Here is a 20,820-nt window from a genome sequence, read left to right on the forward strand (position 1 = left end):
ATTCCTAATTCAACTCAAGCGATGCCCATTTTTTCGCGCCAAGCCTTATACATGCCCCGAATTGTTGCTTCAGAAATCAATGTATCGGCCGTCCCGGTTTCTCGGGCCGGATCCAAGGCAACGAAATGATCACCAGGAATTGAGTTCTTCATTCCGTCTTGTACAAACTTCATCGCTTCGTTGTCTTCCATACCCAGGAAGCCGGCAGGACCCATCAGGTTACCCTGACGCAAACGATGGCGAGTCATCTCTTCAGAGTCTCCCTCAAAGCCGAACATAGTCCAGTTCATCACGAACTCATTTGGACCATTCGGAACTATCTGCCGCACTCCAAGAGTATTCAGCTCGCGCTGAACGATAAGATTTGGCCAGATTGTTGACATAGTCACAGTCCAAGGCGAATCAAACTCTTCGACATACTCAAGGAACTTCGCATCCTCAAGCTTAAAATCATCGCGATAAGCACGCATTTCTTTGACTGTACTTTCATCGACATTACCACCTCGAGCAGAGGCCATTACCCCGTGGAAACCTGATGGATCACTCAGCATTGAGGACTTGTTTCCCGCAACCAGAAGCCCGAATGTAACCAGGAAGGTATGCAATAGGGTAGCATGGTATGGATCTTTCAGGTTCTCATGATAGAGCTTCCAGTTACCTGGAAGGGTATTCTTATAATATCCAAGAATTGTCAACTTCCGACCGTCAAAGGTCGCATCGAATTCCTTAAGAACCTCTTCACCCAAATACTCTTCAAGTGATGGCATCTCCTCCTCGAATGACGCAAAAATAACGCCTCCGCGGGTAGTAACATTTAGCTGCGTTAATGCATGATCACAACTCTTAAAGTCTTTCGGCATACCACCTTTGCCATCGACACCACGACGGAAGGGTACACCGGCAAGGTTACCTTTAAGATCATAAGACCACTGGTGATAAGGACAGACAAACTCGGAAACATTGCCGCGTAAATCTCGTGCAAATTCAGCAGCCCGATGCACGCAACGGTTCAAAAATACGTTGATACCACCGTCTTCATCACGGCTAACAACTACAGGCGTTGGGCCAACATAGCTACGGACATAATCGCCCACATTTGGTATTTCAGCCTCAAGAGCAACATAGTTCCAGCTGTCTGCATGAAATATTTTTTCTACTTCAAGATCATGGATAGCTGGATCGGTATAAACCCAATCAGGTATTTTTGTCAGCCCTTCTTTAGGCCATACGTAGTAATCGTTCAGATTCATATCATTGACTCCACTTGTTGCTATCAATTGTCCAGGCTTAAGACCATGCTGCGCTTCAGCTGGGGATTTACGATCAGACTCCAACCAGGCTTTAAGGGCATCGATCGATAAACCTTGAGCTAACCACTTTCGGCCATCGCGTATTGCAACAGGCGCATCAAAAGCGACAATTCCCGTTAATTTCTCACCATCATGTATATAATAGGCAGCGCCAGGCTGACCTTTCTGCTCATCAATAATCGCTTGATGATCCGCCTCAGGCGTTCCCAGCATTTGGATGTTGATGCCGAATTGATCGGACCAAAACCAAGGCAAAACATCATAATTCGCACTTTCATCACCAGCCATATGACGGGCTGCAACTGCTGCCTGCTCCTGGGCATTTTGCCACGACTCCAGTCGACGACCATCCGGGCTGCCTGGCCAGGTGGCTACATCACCAGCCGCATAAACGTGTGCGTCAGACGTTAATCCGCTAGCATCAACTTTTATACCATTCTCTAACTGAATACCTGCTGCAGCTGCCAATTCAACATTAGGCACAGCACCAATACCTATAACAATCAGATCGACTTCTGGTGAATCACCAGTATCCAGTTCGATCTCTAAACCGTTGGCTGTAGAGTGAATACCCAAGGTTCTGGCTGAAGTAATGATTTTGACGCCTTTACGTTCCGCAGCCTGATGTACTCGCATTGCGGCAAAAGGATGTAGAACTCGCGACAATAGTCGAGGATTTGCTTCTATAACCGTCGCTTCTCCTCCTAACTCCGCGACAACTGAGGCAACTTCCAAACCAATAAAGCCGCCACCTACAACTCCCACACGGCGATCTTTTCCTAGAACCCTCTTCAATGAAATAGCATCATCAAGATTCCGCAACACATACACATGCGGCAAGTCAGCTCCCTTAATATCAGGGATTCGAGGTCGAGAGCCTGTCGCAATCAACAGCTTGTCATAATTTATCTGTGATTCATCGCTAAGCTGAAGAGTCTTCGCTTCAACGTCCAGAGAGTCCGCTAATACACCACCGCGAAAATCAACGTTAAGCTGCTTCATACGTTCATGTGTTAAAAGATGACAAGAATCAGGACCGCCACGTCCTAATAGGACATCCTTAGACAGAGGCGGTCTCTCGTAAGGAGGGTGCCATTCTTCACTAATTACCTGAATTTTCCCTGTATAACCCTGATCCCTCATCGTATTGATAGCACTGGCCGCGGCCTGACCACCACCAACAATAACAAAGTTGCGATCATCGACCGGCAGAGCTTCTATCTCAGCGCCACTCTCTGCTACAGCTTCAGTGTGCTCCGCTGCAGATTGAGAAATATCGACATATACACCACCGTCTTCAACCTTAACCAGGAACGTTTGAAGATCTTCTTTAAGCGGTGCACACTTTGCTTTACCAGTACGGATATCAAACAACCCCTGATGAAGAGGGCATTCAATGCAGCCGTCTTCAATAAATCCATCGGACAATAAAGCCGTTTGATGGGTACATATGTTATGAGTCGCATAATACTGGCCATCAATGCGATAAACGGCGATTGGGGTCTCTTCTATCGTGACTGCCATCACATGACCCTCGTCTAGCAGTCCCTCCGATTTACCCAGTAAAGTCCAAGCCATATACAAGCCCTCTTATTATTAATTATGTGGGTATGTAACCTAGAAATAAGTGTCAGACACACCATCCCAATAATTACTCTTTAACAAAGTTCAAAACTAACTAATCAGTATGCTGATTATATTAATATTGATCAGTATACTGAACATATATTTAAACACAACCCTCAAATAAACCTATTCGCTAAGTTCTATAACCTTAGCGTTAGCAGCTAGCATTAAATGCATGCCCCAAAAGAGTGACTCCTCCTCCCAACCCTTACTTCAGGCAAACATTAACCCCTGCTGCTCTTCAGTTTAATTACCTTCAAAAACTTCACTTCAACATGACCCAAGTCATTGCCAGCAGGCAATTCTGCATCACTTCCAGCATTGCCAATCTAAATTTAATCAGTATACTGACATATATTCAATCAATGCAATTTCCGAACTACCTGCTGCTAAAGCATTGTATTGAAAGAGATATACAGAACATCAAACGAGACAGTGTCTTGCGCTGTCAGTTGATGAAGCGAACCCACACAGGACAGTTAAGATGGCAAAAATCAAAAAAATAGCCTTGGAAGAGCACTTCATGACCCCAGGCTTCCAATCTTATTCCAAAAGTTATCAACAGCATCTAGAGCCACATGTCTTTGAACAACTAGCCCAAGCATTAACTGATTTCGATGAAATTCGTCTTGGTGAGATGGACAGAGCCGGCATTGATATGGTGATCCTTTCCCAGACAGGCCCAGGCGTTCAAGCTGAGCTGGACACACCTACTGCAATTGTACGAGCAAGAGAAAGTAATGACTTTCTTGCCGAGCAGGTCTCCCGCCACCCAACCCGGTATGCTGGATTTGCCTGTCTGCCCATGCAAGATCCGAATGCAGCCGCCAATGAACTAGAAAGAACTGTTACTCAACTCGGCTTTAAAGGCGCTATGGTAAATGGCCATACCAATGGAGTTTACCTCGACGACCCTTCTTACGATGTATTCTGGGAAAAAATGCAGGCTCTTGATGTGCCTCTATATTTACACCCAACCGATCCATCACAGCCACTTATTGCGGCCGAAGGCCACCCAGAGCTGGCTGGCGCCACATGGGGCTGGGGAGTTGAAACCGGCACCCATGCGCTACGCATTTTGTTTAGTGGTGTATTTGATCGTTTTCCAAAGCTTAAACTTATACTCGGTCACATGGGAGAGGCCTTACCTTTTCTGCGCTGGCGCTTCGATAGCCGCTTTGAAGCTTACCCTCATGGCATCAAATTGCAGAAACGCCCATCAGAATATTTTGGCAGCAACATTCTTATCACCACCTCCGGCGTTTGCTCACCAGCAGCACTCGTCGGCGCAATTGCCGAGATGGGTGCTGAATCAGTGATGTTCTCAGTAGACTTCCCTTACGAATCCACTGATGTAGCGGCTGAATTTATTGAGAATGCCCCTCTTGATGAAGAAACACGAAATCTGGTATGCCACGGCAATGCCGAACGAATCTTCAAACTATAACCTCCAAAAATCCAGGAGAAGAACATGAAAAACTCATATCGTATCGGCCAGATAGTACCGAGTTCAAATACAACAATGGAAACTGAAATTCCGGCAATGCTCAACGCCAGGCAATTAATACGTCCAGAACGATTTACCTTTCATTCCAGTCGTATGCGAATGATGACAGTATCCAAAGAAGAGCTTGCCGCAATGGATGGCGAGTCAGACCGCTGTGCTCTGGAATTAAGCGATGCACGCGTAGATGTTTTAGGCTACGCCTGCCTCGTCGCCATTATGTCTATGGGTCATGGCTATCATCGCGTATCAAGTGAGCGACTAACCAAGCACACCCAAGCCAACGGCGGTGAAGCACCGGTACTAACCAGTGCAGGCGCACTCGTAGACGCATTAAAAGTAATTGGTGCTAAGCGCGTCGTTGTGGTAACCCCGTATATGAAGCCATTGACCAAAATGGTTGTCGATTACATCGAAAACGAAGGCTACGAAGTTGTTGATTCGCGTGCACTTGAGATAGCAGACAATCTCGAAGTAGGCCTTCATGATCCTTCTAAGTTACCAGGTATTGTTTCCGAAATGGACTACAGTGACGTCGATGCCATTGTTCTGTCAGCATGCGTTCAAATGCCATCTCTACCTGCAGTATCTAAGGTTGAAGCCATGACTGGCAAGCCCGTAGTAACAGCAGCCATCGCAACTACTTACGCGATGCTCAAAGAACTTGAACTTGAGCCGATTGTTCCGGGTGCTGGTGCCCTACTGTCTGGCGCTTACTAAGATAATTCAGGAGAGAAACATAATCATGAGTAACTTCCAATACGGTGGTCAGGTTCAGGCCAATGGCATTCGGCAGCATTTCCTGCGTTACGGTGAAGCCAAAGAAGGTCGCGATCCGGTAATTATCGTTCCCGGCATCACTAGCCCGGCAGTAACATGGGGATTTGTCGGCGAGCGTTTTGGCGAACACTACGACACTTATATTCTTGATGTTCGTGGCCGCGGTTTATCAGAAGCATCCGACACCCTGGATTACAGCCTTGACGCTCAAGCCGCGGACTTACTCGCTTTCGCGGAAGCCTTGGGACTAGAGCGCTATAGCGTGGTCGGTCACTCCATGGGGGGCCGCATCGGTATTCGTGCCGCTCATTCCAAACCAGGCGCAATCGCTCGACTAGTACTTTTAGATCCTCCCGTTTCGGGCCCTGGCCGTCGTGAGTATCCGTCAAAGCTGCCTTGGTATGTTGATTCTATCCGCATGGCCAAAAAAGGCATTCAACTGGAAGAAATGCGTACGTTCTGTCCTACCTGGACTGAAGAGCAACTACGTCTGCGCATGCAGTGGCTTCATACATGTGACGAGCGCGCGATCGTAGACAGCTTCAATGGCTTTCACACCGATGATTTCCATGTCGACATGCCATATGTAAAAGTTCCGGTAATGCTGATGATAGCCGGTCGAGGCGACGTTATTCGAGAAGAAGATGTTACAGAGATCAAGACCCTTCTCGACGACCTTGTCGTTAGCCACGTACCTGACGCGGGACACATGATCCCATGGGATGACGAAGAGGGATTTTATAAAGCTTTCGGTAGTTTTCTTGGAACGCCAATAACCAGTTCATAAAATTCTGCGCACTGAAAAAAAGGACAATAATATGCCAGTAAGTGATTTCGAAATGATCAATGCCTGGGAACAGGTGTTAAAACTATCCAAACTCGAACCTGGTCAGAGCGTGACAATACTCACTAGCTCGGCCACTCATCCACAGACGCTTTCTTCAGCTTTGATAGCGACACAATCGATGGGCGCAATCGTCAACCGCCTTGATTTACCGCCAGTGAATGCCGAAAAAGCACTCAGTCGTGACTCGCTGGCATGGCTCGGCACCACACCACTTACCGGCAATAATGCCGCTATCGCAGCCCTTAAAGAAAGCGATTTGGTGCTGGACCTGATGACATTGCTGTTCTCACCTGAACAGCACGACATCCTGAGAAGTGGCACTAAAATCCTGCTTGCTGTTGAGCCACCTGAAGTTCTTGTGCGCATGATCCCTAACGAAGCAGATCGTAAGCGCGTACTTGCCGCCTGCGAATTAATTAAGGGAGCAAAGGAGATGCGCGCTGTTTCTGATGCAGGAACAGACATCAGATTCGAACTTGGCGATTTCCCAGCAATCGGTGAATACGGCTACGTTGATGAGCCGGGCCGCTGGGATCATTGGCCGAGTGGTTTTGCACTAACCTGGCCAAACGAACGGAGCGCGAATGGACACCTTGTGATCGACCGTGGCGACATTCTGCTGCCTCAAAAAAGATATGCAGTCGAGCCTGTACATATCACTATAGAGAACGGTTATGCCACCAGTATCGAAGGAGGTTTAGACGCAGACCTTCTACGTGAATATATGGCAACGTTCAATGATCCAGAAGCATATGCATTTTCGCATATAGGCTGGGGCCTTCAGCCTCGCGCTAACTGGACCACCTTAGGCCTGTATGATCGTGAAGCAACGATCGGGATGGACGCCAGAGCATTTGAAGGTAACTTCTTATTCTCATTTGGGCCTAATAATGAAGCCGGCGGGGATCGAACTACTACCTGCCATATCGACATCCCGCTGCGTAACTGCACAGTACTCTTAGATGATACTGAGGTCGTGCGTAAGGGCAAAGTATTGGATGGAAAGTAGTATGAGTAATCATAACGAGATCAGCACATACGAGCGGCAAGGTTTCGGTAATCAACTGGAATTGAAAGCACCTATTGGATTGCTTATTGTCGATTTTGTTAACAGTTTTGCAGACCCGGATACTTTTGGTGGTGGAAACATTCCTCAAGCCATTCAAAATACGGTGCCATTACTCGAGGCAGCCCGAGAACAAGGCTGGACAATTGTGCACAGCCGCATTGTTTTCGCTGACGACGGATCTGATCATAATATTTTCTCGCAGAAAATCCCTGGGATGTTAACTCTGAAAGAAGACGATGCGAATAGCGCAATCGTGGACGAGCTAGCACCACAAGAAGGCGAATATGTCGTGCGAAAAACCGTTCCATCCGCGTTTTTCGGTACATCATTAGCAGCCTGGTTAGCACAGCGTGGCGTACAAACTCTGCTGATTGCTGGTGCCACAACGAGTGGCTGCGTTCGCGCCAGTGTCGTCGATGCAATGTCGTGCGGTTTCCGTCCACTGGTTTTATCTGACTGTGTAGGTGACCGCGCACTAGAACCTCACGCAGCGAACCTGTTCGACATGGAACAGAAATACGCAACAGTGATGACTCGAGACGAAGCTTTAACGGCTCTTGCAAAGCTCAAATCAAGCTCTTAAAGCTAAACGCATATTCATGCACTTACATTAAAGAATTAAGTGCTGCATTAGCATTAATACAGCACTACCTGATACAAGAAACTAGGAATACCCTAATGACGCAAATTATCAAATCCAAAGCAGCAATAGCCTGGGGTGCAGGCCAGCCACTATCCATCGAAGAAGTGGACGTAATGCCACCACAAAAAGGAGAAGTCCGTGTAAAAATAATCGCTTCAGGCGTCTGCCACACTGATGCGTTTACCCTGTCAGGTGATGACCCTGAAGGAATCTTTCCTTGTATCCTTGGCCACGAAGGAGGTGGCATTGTCGAGTCAATCGGCGAAGGCGTAACCAGCGTAAGCGTCGGTGACCACGTAATCCCACTATACACTCCGGAATGTGGCGAGTGTAAGTTCTGTAAGTCGGGCAAAACGAACCTGTGTCAAAAAATCCGTGAAACCCAGGGTAAGGGCTTGATGCCAGACGGAACAACTCGTTTCTCTAAGAACGGCGAGCCAATCTATCACTACATGGGCACTTCGACCTTCTCCGAGTACACCGTACTACCTGAGATTTCACTGGCAAAAGTCAACCCTGAAGCACCTTTAGAAGAAGTCTGCTTACTCGGCTGTGGTGTAACAACCGGTATGGGCGCAGTTATGAATACAGCAAAAGTCGAAGAAGGCGCAACAGTTGCGATCTTCGGACTAGGAGGCATCGGCCTTTCTGCTGTTATTGGTGCCACCATGGCAAAAGCCGGCCGTATCATTGCTATCGACATTAACGAAAGTAAATTTGATCTGGCTAAACAACTGGGTGCTACGGACTGCATCAATCCTAAGAACTTCGATAAACCTATCCAGGATGTCATCGTAGAATTGACTGAAGGCGGTGTTGATTACTCTTTCGAATGTATCGGTAATGTCAACATTATGCGTTCCGCTTTGGAGTGCTGTCATAAAGGCTGGGGCGAATCAGTTGTTATCGGTGTAGCAGGCGCCGGACAAGAAATCTCTACCCGTCCATTCCAACTGGTAACTGGGCGCGTATGGCGCGGCTCTGCCTTTGGTGGTGTTAAAGGCCGCACCGAGCTGCCAGAATACGTTAATCGCTATCTGGAAGGTGAGTTCAAGTTGGATCACTTTATTACTCACACAATGGGGCTTGAAGACGTCAATAAAGCCTTTGATTTGATGCATGAAGGAAAGAGTATCCGTACAGTAATTCATTTCGATAAATAAGAGCACCACTGCCCTGTCATAAACATTAATTAGTTAATAATGCAGGGCAGTGATTTTATTCACTCAGAAAACAGAATAATTAGAAAAAATTATTTTATATAAATAAGTAAAAAAACTATCCTAGATAAAAACTAAAATATTTTTACGTATTACACCTCACCCCCAGCTTCACACACAAGCAGAATAATTCAACAAAGCCTCAAATCATTACAAAAAATTTTAAGTAGACATGCTTAGACAGTCTGTCCAGAGATAGAACAATCTTGTCTACAAAAACTCAGACTAATCGTTAGTAATGTGACACGCATTACAAAATATAACTATGCTACAAGAAGTAAATCACGGCTAACTTCCCTGTTCACAGGGCGTACGCAGCCAGCTAATCAGCCAATGAGATGATCCTCTTATATTAGAGATTCACACAAACCTACAATAAAACTATATATAAAACCAAGAATAATGTCTTACGCCTCAGTTTTTCATACCGAGTTTCGTATCGACTCAGCTACTGTCAGGTAGCGAACAGAATAGATTTAATATTTTCATATAGAATAAGATACCTAAAATAAATCCAACAACAAACTGAAGCACAAACTCAAAAACTGATAACGATTGCAATATTGCCTACTCTTAAACTAAACAAAACTCTTACAATTCATCTATACCTTCACAAACAAAAAAAACAATTCGTCAACCCATAATTATAAAGCCAGCAAAGCCTAAAAAATAGATCAAAATAATTACCGTAACTGTATGCTTTTTACATTATCTGCATATCCAATATTTCAAAAATAACAGATAGTATGACCTAGCAAATAAAAACAACATTGGATATATCTATGACACTGATCAATAAAAAGAACATTTTATTAACCGCAGTTACTTGTGCGATATCTACGAATGCACTTTCCATGGAAATTGGCACATTTAACGATACAACATTCAGTATTGGCGGATACATTAAGGCTGAAGGCGTTTTTAACAAACCTAAAAACGGAGATACAACCTTCGATGCAACCGCGAAGCAGACTCGTTTGAATTTTAAAGTTCAAGCGCCTGTAGAGGGCCATCAGGTAACAGGCTTTCTTGAGGGAGATTTCTACGGTGATGGTGATGGTGCTACCAATGATTACCGTCTTCGTCACGCCTGGGTGAAGGTTGACAACCTACAGGTAGGTCAAGCGTGGAGTGGTCAGCTCTTAGCCACTCAGTATCGCGAATTATTTGATTTTATTAATGGAAGCAAAGGTGGAGTTGGTGCATTTAACTTCAGAAGAACTTTGGTTCGTTATCAAACAGATTCACTTAACCTGACAGCACAGGATCCGGTCTTTGCTGATGCTTCAATCCCGGACACAATAGCAACTTACAAGTTCCCTATTGATGGTGGAAATGTTTTCAAAGTGTCTGCAATGGCTCGTGAAATGGAAAACAGTGATATCGGGGTTGGATTTGCGGCGGCTGGTAAAATTATGCTTGGTAAAAACGATATCCGACTGAATGCCCACTACGGCGAAGGCCTAGGTAAATTCACAAAAGTTGGTGATCAAGGTAAATTAGGCATCAGCGATAGTAATGATATCGATGCTGCAGGTAACGCAGTCAAGCAAAGTGGCTTTAATGCCACTTACCGACATATTTTTAACGATAAGTTGAGAGCGAACCTTGCCTACACTATGGCAGATATCGATGATACGGCCGATACTAAGTTCCAATCAGCACATGTTAACCTGATATACAACGTATTACCGAAATTTGAAGTCGGAGTTGAGTACAGGCAGTTTGATCTGGATTCAGTGACCAGAACTGAGTCTCAACAAGTAGAAGTAATGGCAAAATATAGCTTCTAATAATTAATACCTTTGCAACCCAGGGTCCCCCCTTCACGCTGGGTTGCTTTTTTTACAACTAATTATAAAGTGACCTTCTAATGGTTTCAGAAGGCAATTCTCCAAAGAAGTCTCGATAATAACCAGAAAACCGCCCCACATTTAGAAACCCATAAGAAATAGCCACTTCAGTAATGTTTTTCACTTTCCCTCTCTCAGACAAGTCCTTATATACAAGCTCAAGCTTTATATTTCTTACATAAGCCATCGGAGTTACCCCCAGTTCTTTTCTAAATATATTGAAAACTGATTTCCTGCTCAAACCACACAACAAAGCAATATCATCACAGCTTAAAACATCTTCTGAGTTATTAATTACATACTGCCTAATCATTTCAACATACCGATCACCCACCGGCTGAGAAACTTTAAATTCAAATAAATTATGAGAGTAATTTTTTAACATAAAGCTGATTAACAGCTTATATAAACACGATACATTTTTTAAATCCAACTCTGAACAATCATCAGTAAGAATTTCCAATAGAGCGACAGAAAGGGCTACTGACTTTCTTACAGAACTTTTCTTTTGATCAAAAAAAATACCAGCTTTTGGTATATAATACCCAAGATCAGATATATCTAGAGACAGAGCATCCAAATAAAATTTTATTATGATAGCCCTGCAATATTTTTTACAGCTCAAATTAAATACATCATTTGGATTTAGCACAACGGAGTCGCCAACAAATAAGTCTAATGCTTTTCCGCCAAAGTTCCATGTAGAGCTACCATCCAATATAATACACAATGCATAAAAGTCTTTCCGTCCTGAGAATAAATCTACTTTCACATCCTTTGAGCTAAACTGAAAAACATTTAGTTCATACTTATATAAACTATTATATTCATGCACCACCTGTTGAGCTGCCTGATTGATGGCATCAGAATCACCAACACAATAATAGTTATTCAACGAGTGAGTAGACATACTAGGTTCTGAGAAGTTTCTGTCAAACATATTGATTCCTTTATTTATTTTTATTATATATAAAGACAACAATCGAATTTAGAGCACAGGAATATCAATCAACCATAAAATTGACTGACTAAGTGATTATAGAAAAACAGACTACACGTTAATTAATCATCAGCCCTTGCAACATTTGATTAGTAAGCGCAAATTCTTTTATAGAAGCCTGGTATCGGCCATCAGACCCACCCGCTTATACTGTCAAATGAAGCATCAACGTGTAACACAGCTTTGTGATATTAATTTAAAACAATTTAAATAAAAACTATCTATTTATATTTCTTCAGAAGGTTAAGAATTCAACCTATCCTGTAGCAAAGTCATTCAGGTTACAAAACAAATATTCTGTCAATTTTACGATCTGCATTATAAAGGAGAGATGCAACAGGATTGCTTGAATATTATTCAGATAAAATTGGCCTCTATATAAGCAGGCCAATTTCTAATATATACCAGAGGTGATCCACTAGTATTTAACTTCCACCGGCCTCTTGTACCAGGTTTTTCTGTTCTGCGTTATACAGGCGACGCTGAATCAGACGAGCAGCCATCAGCGCTTTATCTGAAGGCAGTGCGCCTTCTGGTTTTACGTCATTTTCGCATTCAGGTCGAGTATCAATCCAAACCTGCTGCGCTTCATAAACCACATGATCTTCGCGTAGCACGTTGATCATCTGATCACGCCAGACATCAAATGCAGCTGGCTTCAACATTGAGCGCTCGATAGCGACACACCAGAAATCCATTGTCTGGTCTTCAGTAACCGGAGTGATGGCATGGTAAACCTGAAAGCCCCAGTGACCACGCTCAGTTGCTGTATCAACAGGCTGTTCAGGACGATCACTGACCGCATATGAGCCGTTATTGATAAGAATGTAAGATGGTGCGTAACAGTTAGTAACCTGCCAACGATCCACGTTTTCGGTGTATTCACCATAATGTTTATATGCAGGTGCAGGTACTACGTCGGTCATTGACCGCGTCACTCGAACATGTTCGCCGTTAACTTCTGTCTCAACTCCAGCTTGATCAGCTACCTCAACGTTTCCTGTTGTTGAACTATGGACGTAAGCCAGGTGAGACAAATCAAGCAGGTTATCTACGATCAGGCGATAGCCGCCCTTGACATCAATTGTACCTTTTACGCAATGCCAATCAGGGTCAAGCATACTATCGTAAACATCTGGAATCATGGATTCATCAGCCAATTCCGGATCACCCATCCAGATGTATACCCAGTCGTTTCGTTCAACTAGAGGATATGCCTGAACTTTAGCCCAAGCAGGAATTTCATCCATACCAGGAGAACGCGTACATTCGCCTTTCGCGTTGAACTCAAGTCCATGGTAACAGCACTGTAGTGAATCGCCGATTAAGTTACCTTCGGAAAGAGGCACATTACGGTGCGGACAACTGTCTCGTAAAGCAACAGCTGTACCATCCTCAAGGCGATACAGTACGATCATGTCATTCATGATCTTACGACTACTCAGCTCACGAGTAACATCTTTACACCAAGAAGCTACATACCACTTATTTCTTATAAACATAGTCAACCTTCTCTTATTATAATCAGTATGCTGATTGTTTTATCAAATTGTCATAAATTTTTATCAGTGTCAAACCAAGGCATGGAATCAGTTCATGCCAACCTTACTTACAGCTTACCTTAGCGCTAGCTGCTTCATTTAGCAGACTGGCCAAAGGTACGCAAGATAGCTTTATTCGCCTAAAAAAGACCTGGGATGAAAGTAACAATACCAGGGAACATTATCATGACCGCAATACCAGCCATGTATAGTGCGACAAATGGCCAGCTTGCCCGAAACACATCTGCAACCGACATCTCAGGAACTACGGCCTTAAAGGCAAACAACGTATATCCGAACGGCGGAGTAATAGCGCCAAGAGTAATATTGACCAGAAATAGCAACCAGAACCAGACCGGATCAAATCCAATACTGTCGATCACTGGCTGATAAATTGGAATAGTGATCAACATCACTGCAATGGTATCGATGAACATGCAGAGCAGAAATGGCACTGCCAGCATTATCACCAACATCGTGATATTGCCTAAATCAAGGTCAGCGACCAATCCGACCAGGGCAGTTGTAGAACCTGTGAATGCCAGCAACTGTGTAAACATTTTAGATGCTGCCATAATCACTAAGATCATTGCGGAAACACTAATCGCCGCCGCCGCTGACTCTATGATCATCTTAAAGCTAAGCTTACGATAAACAGCCGCTGTTAACAGCGCACCGACTACACCTGTCGCAGCTGATTCAGAAGGCGTTGCTATCCCGAGCATAATCAGTCCCATCACTGAGAAAATGACCATCAGGAATGGCAAACAATGAGTAACAGCCATGATCTTCTGACCTGCTGTCGTATCCTCATGCTCTGATTCAACAGTAGCCGGAGCTAGTGTCGGATCAAATTTAATACGAATAAACACGTATATAAGGAAGATACAACTTAGCAATATGCCAGGCAGTATGCCTGCAATCAACAACTTCGAAATCGAAACATCAGCCATCGTTCCGACTATTATTGCCAACAAACTGGGTGGAATAATCGGTGCTAAGCTCGCACCAGCCAGGATTAAACCCGCAGCAATCTTTCGATTATAGCCACGTTCATGCATGCCCGGCATGACGGCTCGCCCAAGCATAGCAGCAACAGCCATAGCAACTCCTGAAAGCGCGCCAAACACTGCTGAAAGAGAGACAACCAAAACATACTGCCGGCCTTTCACTCTACCAATTAGCGTATCGATAGATCTAAAAAGCACATCCATAGTGCCAGATCGAAATAGCAGTTCACCCATCAAAATAAATAAGGGAATGGATGCCATCGAAGTCGTTGTAGTTGTACTAAGGATACTGTTGGCAAGCATAGGAAAGCCCGCAGTCCCGATTACAGCGCCAATACCTGCAAGCACAGCCATTAAAAAGGCTACAAAAACAGGAACACCCGTTAAAAATAACGTAAAGAGGATTAATAATCCTACTGAAAGAATACCGTACCAAGCCATGGGATTAACCTACCTTATCCAATGATAATTCCCCATTTTCCTGCTCAGAATGGCTGAACATATAGCGCAAGAAATAGAGGCTTGACCACAACAACCCGTATGCAATGAATATAGATATCCACCACTGAGGTATCGGATCATTTGCAAGCGTTGTTATGCCTTTGATCATTTGACGATAGGTTTCATCAGCACAGATCCAGGCTGTAATAACACAAGCTATAAAGCCGAAAAGATTTATCAAGGTCTGAAGTAAAACAGTCATTTTCTTCGGCGCTATGTCAACAAGTATGGTTACAGCTATATGGCCTCTGCTCCTCGTCACTTCCGGTAATGCCAGAAAGACTGAAATGCAGAGCAAATAGCTGACCAGATCATTAGCCCAAGTAGTTGGTGAATCAAACATATATCGGGCAACTACTTCAAACACATAGCTAGACGTAATGACACAGAGTCCCAATACGCCGCCATAAAAACCTACTTTAGTAATCAAATCCTGCAATCGAAAGACCGATGAATTGATTGAGTGCATAGGGACTCTCCTTTAACTAGATAAAGATGTCTTTTACAAACCTTTCGCTTTCACAAAATCTCGAAATGCTTCGCCGTCTTTACCGGTATTGTCCACAGCGACTTTCATCGCCTGTTTTGCGAACAGCTCTTCCAAGTCACTCTTAGACAAATTCACATACTCGGCAGCTTTAGCGCCGGCTTTTGCCATGACTGAATTTTCTTCCTGGAGAAGCTCATTAAAGGTTGTAACTGTATGTTTTTCTAGCTCATAACCTGCGTCAAGCAGCAGCTTTTGCTCATCACCATCCAGGCTATTCCACTTATCAAGGTTCATCATGACCATATAAGAGACACTACCAAAGACGGGATCAACAAGATTCGGGGCTACTTCATGAAATTTGAAGCCCACAATACCTACGCTAGGCCAGATCATGCCGTCGACCACACCTTTTTCCAGCGAGGAATACAGCTCGCCAAAAGGAATAACCACTGGAGCAGCTTCCAGATTATCTACCAGGGCATTGTAAGAAGGCAGCGCCCGAATTTTCTTACCCTTAAGAAGACCATCACTCGGCATAGGGTCTTTCAAAAGCATACGAAAACCGCTGTGAGCCGTTGGAATTGATAACACTTTCAGGTTCTGAGTAGTTTGATAATACTGATCAATCCAACCCCACACTCCGCTGGAGCGACGCTTATCGACATCTTTATCAACGGCATCAATGGCAGCACCAATACCGGTTACACCTGTATGATATAAACCATGAGTAAACACAACATCAAAGACACCACTGGCAACCGGCTGGAGCTGTTTACCTCCAGGAACGACCTCGGGGCCAAATGTTGTAAACTTAACATCCCCACCCGATTTTTCTTCAACCATATCGCGATAAACGTAGGCAATATTTTTGGTTCCGGAGTGATTTTCTCCCCAAGACGTTAACATTTTAAGATCGGTTGCTGATGCGCCAAAAGATGCAAAAGCTGCAGAGATTGCTAGAACTGTACTTACAAAAATTTTTTTCATGATCATGTTCCTAGACAGCAGGCTAAATTCTGTTCGGGCATATCCCGATTTTAGTTCAGCCTGAAATATTATTTTTATAAAGTCTGGGTTACCGTTTTTTACCGCTTCTTACCGCTTCTTACCGTTTCTTACCTCTTCCAACATCCTACCTGCTCATCATTTCTGGTGATTTGAAGGTATCTATTACTGAAGAGACACACCTCCTTATTCGATTTTCTATTGGTTAATTAGTTTCAAGAATGCTTGGTATAACTCACCATCTGGCTTCGCCAGGTCATAAGGTACATCAAAGTGGTGATAACCATCCGGATCTATAACTTCAAGGCTTTGACCCTGGCCTTTCAAGGCCTTTATATATTCAGCCTGGTGATAATGGTACTCGGGTAGCTCTAATTCACCTGTACCAAATATCATATGAGGCACTTGAGTTCGCTCGTTTGGCAACTGTTGAGTAGGACTAGTTTTACGCGCGGATTCCTCCCCCATATTAATATTTTGATTAATATAAGTATGGCGGATTGGCTCCATATCGAAGATACCACTTACAATCATCGCCCCCTGAAAAATATTCGATGGTACGACATCCAGATCCTCTTGTGAGCCAGCCAGCATCATTGCAGCCAGATGACCGCCGGATGAATGGCCACACAGATAGATTCGCTGCGAATCAAATCCTAGAGCTTCAGAATTGTCCCATAAGTATCCAATCGCTTTCTTTGATTGGCGTATAATCTCTTCAACCGTAACATCTGGACAAAGCTCGAAATCAACACAAGCGAAAGCAATACCTTCACGTACGAAATTTTCACCGATAAAACTATAGGAATCTTTCGTCATACTCATCCAATAGCCGCCATGTAAAAAGATGATCAAAGGCGGATTCTTATTTTCAGGGTAAAAGATATCCAGTTTCTGACGGGGAGTATCACCGTATGGAATATCCAATGTACATTTCAGGGACTTCCGTACTTCAGCACTCATTTCAGCCCAGCGCGCGAGATGCTCTTCATTATCAGGAACAGCCCAACGATTGTTGTAATCTGCGTCTCGCTTTAACTGCACAGCTTTTTCATCTGCTGTTAAATGTGTGTACTCAAAATCTAACGCCATTCCCGCCTCCAATGTTTTTTTTATCTGTTCACGTTTCAGCATCCCGGATCATTTCCGGCTAACAGAAATGTGAAAGACAACTAAACAGTATACTGACTAATTTTATATTTCAACTCCTCTTCCCTTCATTTTTGTAATACCTTGCACTTAAGAATCTCTATTCGGCCACTTGAATATTCATGCAAAACAGGTAGCAACAGCGGACAAATATAGTCCCAACTTATAGCCTTAACTGTATCTACTGCGGCCTACACTGCTTATGTGAGGCAATTCACGTTACCCACCTGTATAACCACCTTAGCGGTAACCAATGCCTGACACTCAATCAGCTGTTATTAAAAACCTGAATCAGGCGGATCATTTTCACTCACAGAATCAGCATCCGACTATCAAAACCAACTAATAATAAAAAATTGAACTCAACAAAGGGGCTATGTACTGCAGGTACTATCCTGAAGAGCTAAAGACTTAGCATGGAACAAGAAAACAACCATGTTTAGGCAGCCACGTTGCCAGCGGTAAAGCAGAGTGTTCCAGCTGCCTCCCCCTGCATCAATATCTGTTTATTTGAATGCATCTGAGATTCAGCAAAGCCAGGATCACAAACAACGAATCGTTAGCACCCCAATCAGCAACTTCCACACAATTGACAGCAGGCATAAGATCAGTATACTGATTATTAGAAATTAAGCTTCATTGCCTGTGTCACTAATGCAGCTGATTAAATTAAGGACCCGTTACAACAACAGTGAATAGAGTCATAAGCCATTTTTCAGCCTCTCAAGCTATCCGGCTTAAGAACCGTATAGTTTGTGATTAAGCGCTCTTGGAAATCAACACCAAAGTGCCTTTAGCTAAAAACTACGACTCCTAGCGATAGTTCTATGCTTAATTACATATCTCTACATTCACTGCTAATAATAAGATAAATCCATCAAGATGAGAGATCTAGCCATGCCAAAAACTTGCATTATTATCGGCGCTAGCCATGCTGCAGCCGAACTCGCACCGAGCCTGCGCCAAGAAGGCTGGGATGGACGAATACTTATCATTGGCGATGAGTCTTACCTCCCCTATCACCGTCCGACTTTATCAAAGGCGTTTCTCTCAGGTGAAAAAAGTGCTGATGATATTCTGATTCGTCCAGAAGCCGTGTACGAAAAGAATAATATTGAATTCATGCTTAATGTTCGGGTTGATAGCATCAATCGAGCAGACAAAACAATCACCCTGAACAATGGTGAGATACTCGATTATGATAAGCTGGCTCTATGCACAGGCTCAAGAGTCCGTACAGTCCCACTATCCGGCATAGATCTTCCAGGAATACACTATCTACGAGACCTGTCCCAGGTTGAAGGCATTATGCAAGATGTCGGAGAAGGCAAACATGCCATTATCGTTGGCGGTGGTTATATTGGTCTTGAAACCGCCTCTGTACTCAGAAAGCTGGGGATGGAAGTCACTGTACTTGAAATGGCTCCAAGGGTTCTTGCCAGAGTAACTGCGCCAGAAGTATCCGAATTTTATAGCCGCATGCATGCTGAAGAAGGCGTTACTATTTTAACTGATGTAGCAGTCTCTGGTTTCGAAGGCGATGAGCATGTTTCCCGTGTTATTTGCTCAAATGGTGAAACCTTGCCTGCCAACCTGGTTATTGTAGGTGTTGGCATCCTTCCTAATGTAGAGATAGCCCAAGATGCCGGTCTTGAGGTCGACAACGGCATTATCGTTGATGAATACTGCCTAACATCAGACCCTGACATCGTCGCTGCAGGTGATTGTACAAGCCACCCCAACGCACTTTATAACCAACGCATACGCCTTGAATCAGTACCTAACGCCAGTGAACAAGGAAAGTCTGCTGCAGCATCTATCTGCGGAAATAAAATTGCGTACCAGGCATTACCATGGTTTTGGTCCGACCAGTTCGATGTAAAGTTGCGTATTGCAGGCTTAAGCCAGGGTTACGATGAGGTTGTTATCCGAGGTAACCGACATGAAGGCCGTGAGTTCACTGCGTTTTACCTTAAAGAAGGTAAGTTAATCGCTGCCGACTGCATCAATACCGCTAAAGACTTTATGATTAGCAAGGCACTGTTAAGCAAAGAAATCCCTGTAACCCCAGAAGCTTTAGCGGATGAGAGCTTTGACCTTAAGCAGTTATTAAACAGCTAGTCATTTAACAATATAACTGTACAGCTTCTTCTGATGACTCCTTGAAGCAGGCATAGCTGTACTTTTCCGCCAAACAAATCTCGTTCAATATATTTATTTTGGATATGTTTATCTTTCCATATTAAACAAATTGGCAACCAGTCAATACGGAGCTCATATGCACTTAGAAGAAATTAGCCAGAATAAAAGCTTTGGCGGCTGGAACAAGCAATACAATCACTATTCAGAATCTCTAAACTGTAATATGCGTTTTGCTATCTATCTGCCTCCTGAAGCATCTAAGAATAATCGAGTCCCTGTTCTATACTGGCTCTCTGGACTTACTTGTACAGATGAGAATTTTATGCATAAAGCCGGGGCACAACGAGCGGCTTCAGAATTAGGCATTGCCATAGTGGCCCCGGACACCAGCCCTAGAGGGGATGATGTCCCTGATGATGTCAACAGCTATGATCTTGGAAAAGGAGCAGGCTTCTATGTCAATGCTACTGAATCACCATGGCAAAATCATTATCAAATGTATGATTACATTGTAAACGAACTGCCTTCCATAGTAGAAACTGAGTTTCCGGTCTCAGATCAACGCTCCATTTCAGGTCATTCAATGGGCGGGCATGGCGCCTTAACTATTGCAATGCGAAATCCAGATCAATATTGCTCTGTATCTGCTTTCAGCCCTATCTGCAATCCAATGAAAAGCCCATGGGGCGAGAAGGCATTGACAGCTTACCTAGGAACAAATAGTGCAACCTGGCGCATCTATGATTCGAGTATCTTAATGCGCGATGCTACACACTTTGTACCTGCGTTGGTTGATCAAGGAGAGGCCGACGAGTTTCTAGCTGAGCAATTGAAAACGGATACACTCGAAGAAGCAGCAAAAGCGAGCAACTACCCTCTTCAACTTCGCAGCCATGCAGGATATGACCACAGCTACTACTTTATATCCAGTTATATAGAAGAGCACCTGCGTTTCCACGCGGAACACCTGAATAGTAAGTAATTAAATATATGTATCGAACTGTGCTTGGCAGTTCGATACATGGTCGTTTCTGCTTACTAATATTCCTGTTTCGAATAGTTAAACTAGATAGAAAAGCAAACAACTAACTTCATCAACTATTCCGGATCTTAATAATAAAGAGAGATAG

At 44.0% G+C, this 20,820-nt stretch carries 16 protein-coding genes; 9 read left to right on the plus strand and 7 right to left on the minus strand.

Features of this window, described 5'->3' with window-relative positions; genetic code table 11:
* Window positions 1-14: 14 nt before the first annotated feature.
* A complete protein-coding gene (locus tag ACQUQM_RS13775) occupies window positions 15-2,873 on the minus strand; it encodes an FAD-dependent oxidoreductase (protein WP_432474826.1) in 2,859 nt (952 codons plus the stop codon).
* A 547-nt stretch (window positions 2,874-3,420) separates the two neighbouring features.
* On the opposite strand from ACQUQM_RS13775, the gene ACQUQM_RS13780 reads away from it, so the two are divergent.
* From ACQUQM_RS13780 to ACQUQM_RS13810, 7 genes are all read left to right on the plus strand, one after another.
* Window positions 3,421-4,383 (plus strand): amidohydrolase family protein, encoded by a 963-nt coding sequence (locus ACQUQM_RS13780; protein ID WP_432470473.1) that lies wholly within the window; start codon window positions 3,421-3,423, stop codon window positions 4,381-4,383.
* 24 nt (window positions 4,384-4,407) lie between these two features.
* Window positions 4,408-5,160: a maleate cis-trans isomerase family protein gene (locus ACQUQM_RS13785; protein WP_432470474.1), complete on the plus strand. Its 753-nt coding sequence runs from the start codon at window positions 4,408-4,410 to the stop codon at window positions 5,158-5,160.
* 25 nt (window positions 5,161-5,185) lie between these two features.
* Window positions 5,186-6,007, plus strand: a complete 822-nt coding sequence (locus ACQUQM_RS13790; protein ID WP_432470475.1) for an alpha/beta fold hydrolase — start codon at window positions 5,186-5,188, stop codon at window positions 6,005-6,007.
* A gap of 31 nt (window positions 6,008-6,038) precedes the next feature.
* The gene (locus ACQUQM_RS13795) at window positions 6,039-7,076 is read left to right on the plus strand and encodes a 2,5-dihydroxypyridine 5,6-dioxygenase (protein ID WP_432470476.1); all 1,038 of its coding nucleotides are present in this window, start codon (window positions 6,039-6,041) and stop codon (window positions 7,074-7,076) included.
* 1 nt (window position 7,077) lies between these two features.
* Entirely contained in the window at window positions 7,078-7,719 is a 642-nt protein-coding gene (locus ACQUQM_RS13800; RefSeq protein ID WP_432470477.1) for an N-carbamoylsarcosine amidohydrolase, read from the plus strand.
* A gap of 95 nt (window positions 7,720-7,814) precedes the next feature.
* Window positions 7,815-8,942, plus strand: a complete 1,128-nt coding sequence (locus ACQUQM_RS13805; RefSeq protein ID WP_432470478.1) for an S-(hydroxymethyl)glutathione dehydrogenase/class III alcohol dehydrogenase — start codon at window positions 7,815-7,817, stop codon at window positions 8,940-8,942.
* An 839-nt stretch (window positions 8,943-9,781) separates the two neighbouring features.
* On the plus strand, window positions 9,782-10,792 hold the full coding sequence (locus ACQUQM_RS13810) for a DcaP family trimeric outer membrane transporter (RefSeq protein ID WP_432470479.1): 1,011 nt from the start codon (window positions 9,782-9,784) through the stop codon (window positions 10,790-10,792).
* 58 nt (window positions 10,793-10,850) lie between these two features.
* Here the strand turns inward: ACQUQM_RS13810 and ACQUQM_RS13815 are convergent, their stop codons facing one another.
* From ACQUQM_RS13815 to ACQUQM_RS13840, 6 genes are all read right to left on the minus strand, one after another.
* Window positions 10,851-11,792 (minus strand): helix-turn-helix domain-containing protein, encoded by a 942-nt coding sequence (locus ACQUQM_RS13815; RefSeq protein ID WP_432470480.1) that lies wholly within the window; start codon window positions 11,790-11,792, stop codon window positions 10,851-10,853.
* Window positions 11,793-12,277: 485 nt separating this feature from the next.
* Window positions 12,278-13,354: a Rieske 2Fe-2S domain-containing protein gene (locus tag ACQUQM_RS13820; protein WP_432470481.1), complete on the minus strand. Its 1,077-nt coding sequence runs from the start codon at window positions 13,352-13,354 to the stop codon at window positions 12,278-12,280.
* Between the two features lie 179 nt (window positions 13,355-13,533).
* Window positions 13,534-14,844: a TRAP transporter large permease gene (locus ACQUQM_RS13825; RefSeq protein ID WP_432470482.1), complete on the minus strand. Its 1,311-nt coding sequence runs from the start codon at window positions 14,842-14,844 to the stop codon at window positions 13,534-13,536.
* A 4-nt stretch (window positions 14,845-14,848) separates the two neighbouring features.
* Complete coding sequence (locus ACQUQM_RS13830) at window positions 14,849-15,373, minus strand: TRAP transporter small permease (protein ID WP_432470483.1); 525 nt, start codon at window positions 15,371-15,373, stop codon at window positions 14,849-14,851.
* 33 nt (window positions 15,374-15,406) lie between these two features.
* Complete coding sequence (dctP, locus tag ACQUQM_RS13835; RefSeq protein ID WP_432470484.1) at window positions 15,407-16,381, minus strand: TRAP transporter substrate-binding protein DctP; 975 nt, start codon at window positions 16,379-16,381, stop codon at window positions 15,407-15,409.
* 216 nt (window positions 16,382-16,597) lie between these two features.
* Complete coding sequence (locus ACQUQM_RS13840) at window positions 16,598-17,533, minus strand: alpha/beta hydrolase (RefSeq protein WP_432470485.1); 936 nt, start codon at window positions 17,531-17,533, stop codon at window positions 16,598-16,600.
* Between the two features lie 912 nt (window positions 17,534-18,445).
* On the opposite strand from ACQUQM_RS13840, the gene ACQUQM_RS13845 reads away from it, so the two are divergent.
* Both ACQUQM_RS13845 and fghA read left to right on the plus strand, forming a co-directional pair.
* The gene (locus ACQUQM_RS13845; protein ID WP_432470486.1) at window positions 18,446-19,669 is read left to right on the plus strand and encodes an NAD(P)/FAD-dependent oxidoreductase; all 1,224 of its coding nucleotides are present in this window, start codon (window positions 18,446-18,448) and stop codon (window positions 19,667-19,669) included.
* Between the two features lie 157 nt (window positions 19,670-19,826).
* Window positions 19,827-20,672, plus strand: coding sequence for an S-formylglutathione hydrolase (gene fghA / locus ACQUQM_RS13850; protein ID WP_432470487.1), 846 nt, complete (start codon window positions 19,827-19,829; stop codon window positions 20,670-20,672).
* The last annotated feature ends 148 nt before the right edge of the window (window positions 20,673-20,820 follow it).

The sequence above is a fragment of the Amphritea sp. HPY genome (assembly GCF_050870985.1).
Classification (GTDB): domain Bacteria; phylum Pseudomonadota; class Gammaproteobacteria; order Pseudomonadales; family Balneatricaceae; genus Amphritea.

Coding starts and splice junctions, on each gene's coding strand:
- ACQUQM_RS13780 (WP_432470473.1), top strand. CDS start 3,421: ATGGCAAAAATCAAAAAAATAGCCTTGGAAGAGCACTTCATGACCCCA.
- ACQUQM_RS13785 (WP_432470474.1), top strand. CDS start 4,408: ATGAAAAACTCATATCGTATCGGCCAGATAGTACCGAGTTCAAATACA.
- ACQUQM_RS13790 (WP_432470475.1), top strand. CDS start 5,186: ATGAGTAACTTCCAATACGGTGGTCAGGTTCAGGCCAATGGCATTCGG.
- ACQUQM_RS13795 (WP_432470476.1), top strand. CDS start 6,039: ATGCCAGTAAGTGATTTCGAAATGATCAATGCCTGGGAACAGGTGTTA.
- ACQUQM_RS13800 (WP_432470477.1), top strand. CDS start 7,078: ATGAGTAATCATAACGAGATCAGCACATACGAGCGGCAAGGTTTCGGT.
- ACQUQM_RS13805 (WP_432470478.1), top strand. CDS start 7,815: ATGACGCAAATTATCAAATCCAAAGCAGCAATAGCCTGGGGTGCAGGC.
- ACQUQM_RS13810 (WP_432470479.1), top strand. CDS start 9,782: ATGACACTGATCAATAAAAAGAACATTTTATTAACCGCAGTTACTTGT.
- ACQUQM_RS13815 (WP_432470480.1), bottom strand. CDS start 11,792: ATGTTTGACAGAAACTTCTCAGAACCTAGTATGTCTACTCACTCGTTG.
- ACQUQM_RS13820 (WP_432470481.1), bottom strand. CDS start 13,354: ATGTTTATAAGAAATAAGTGGTATGTAGCTTCTTGGTGTAAAGATGTT.
- ACQUQM_RS13825 (WP_432470482.1), bottom strand. CDS start 14,844: ATGGCTTGGTACGGTATTCTTTCAGTAGGATTATTAATCCTCTTTACG.
- ACQUQM_RS13830 (WP_432470483.1), bottom strand. CDS start 15,373: ATGCACTCAATCAATTCATCGGTCTTTCGATTGCAGGATTTGATTACT.
- dctP (WP_432470484.1), bottom strand. CDS start 16,381: ATGAAAAAAATTTTTGTAAGTACAGTTCTAGCAATCTCTGCAGCTTTT.
- ACQUQM_RS13840 (WP_432470485.1), bottom strand. CDS start 17,533: ATGCTGAAACGTGAACAGATAAAAAAAACATTGGAGGCGGGAATGGCG.
- ACQUQM_RS13845 (WP_432470486.1), top strand. CDS start 18,446: ATGCCAAAAACTTGCATTATTATCGGCGCTAGCCATGCTGCAGCCGAA.
- fghA (WP_432470487.1), top strand. CDS start 19,827: ATGCACTTAGAAGAAATTAGCCAGAATAAAAGCTTTGGCGGCTGGAAC.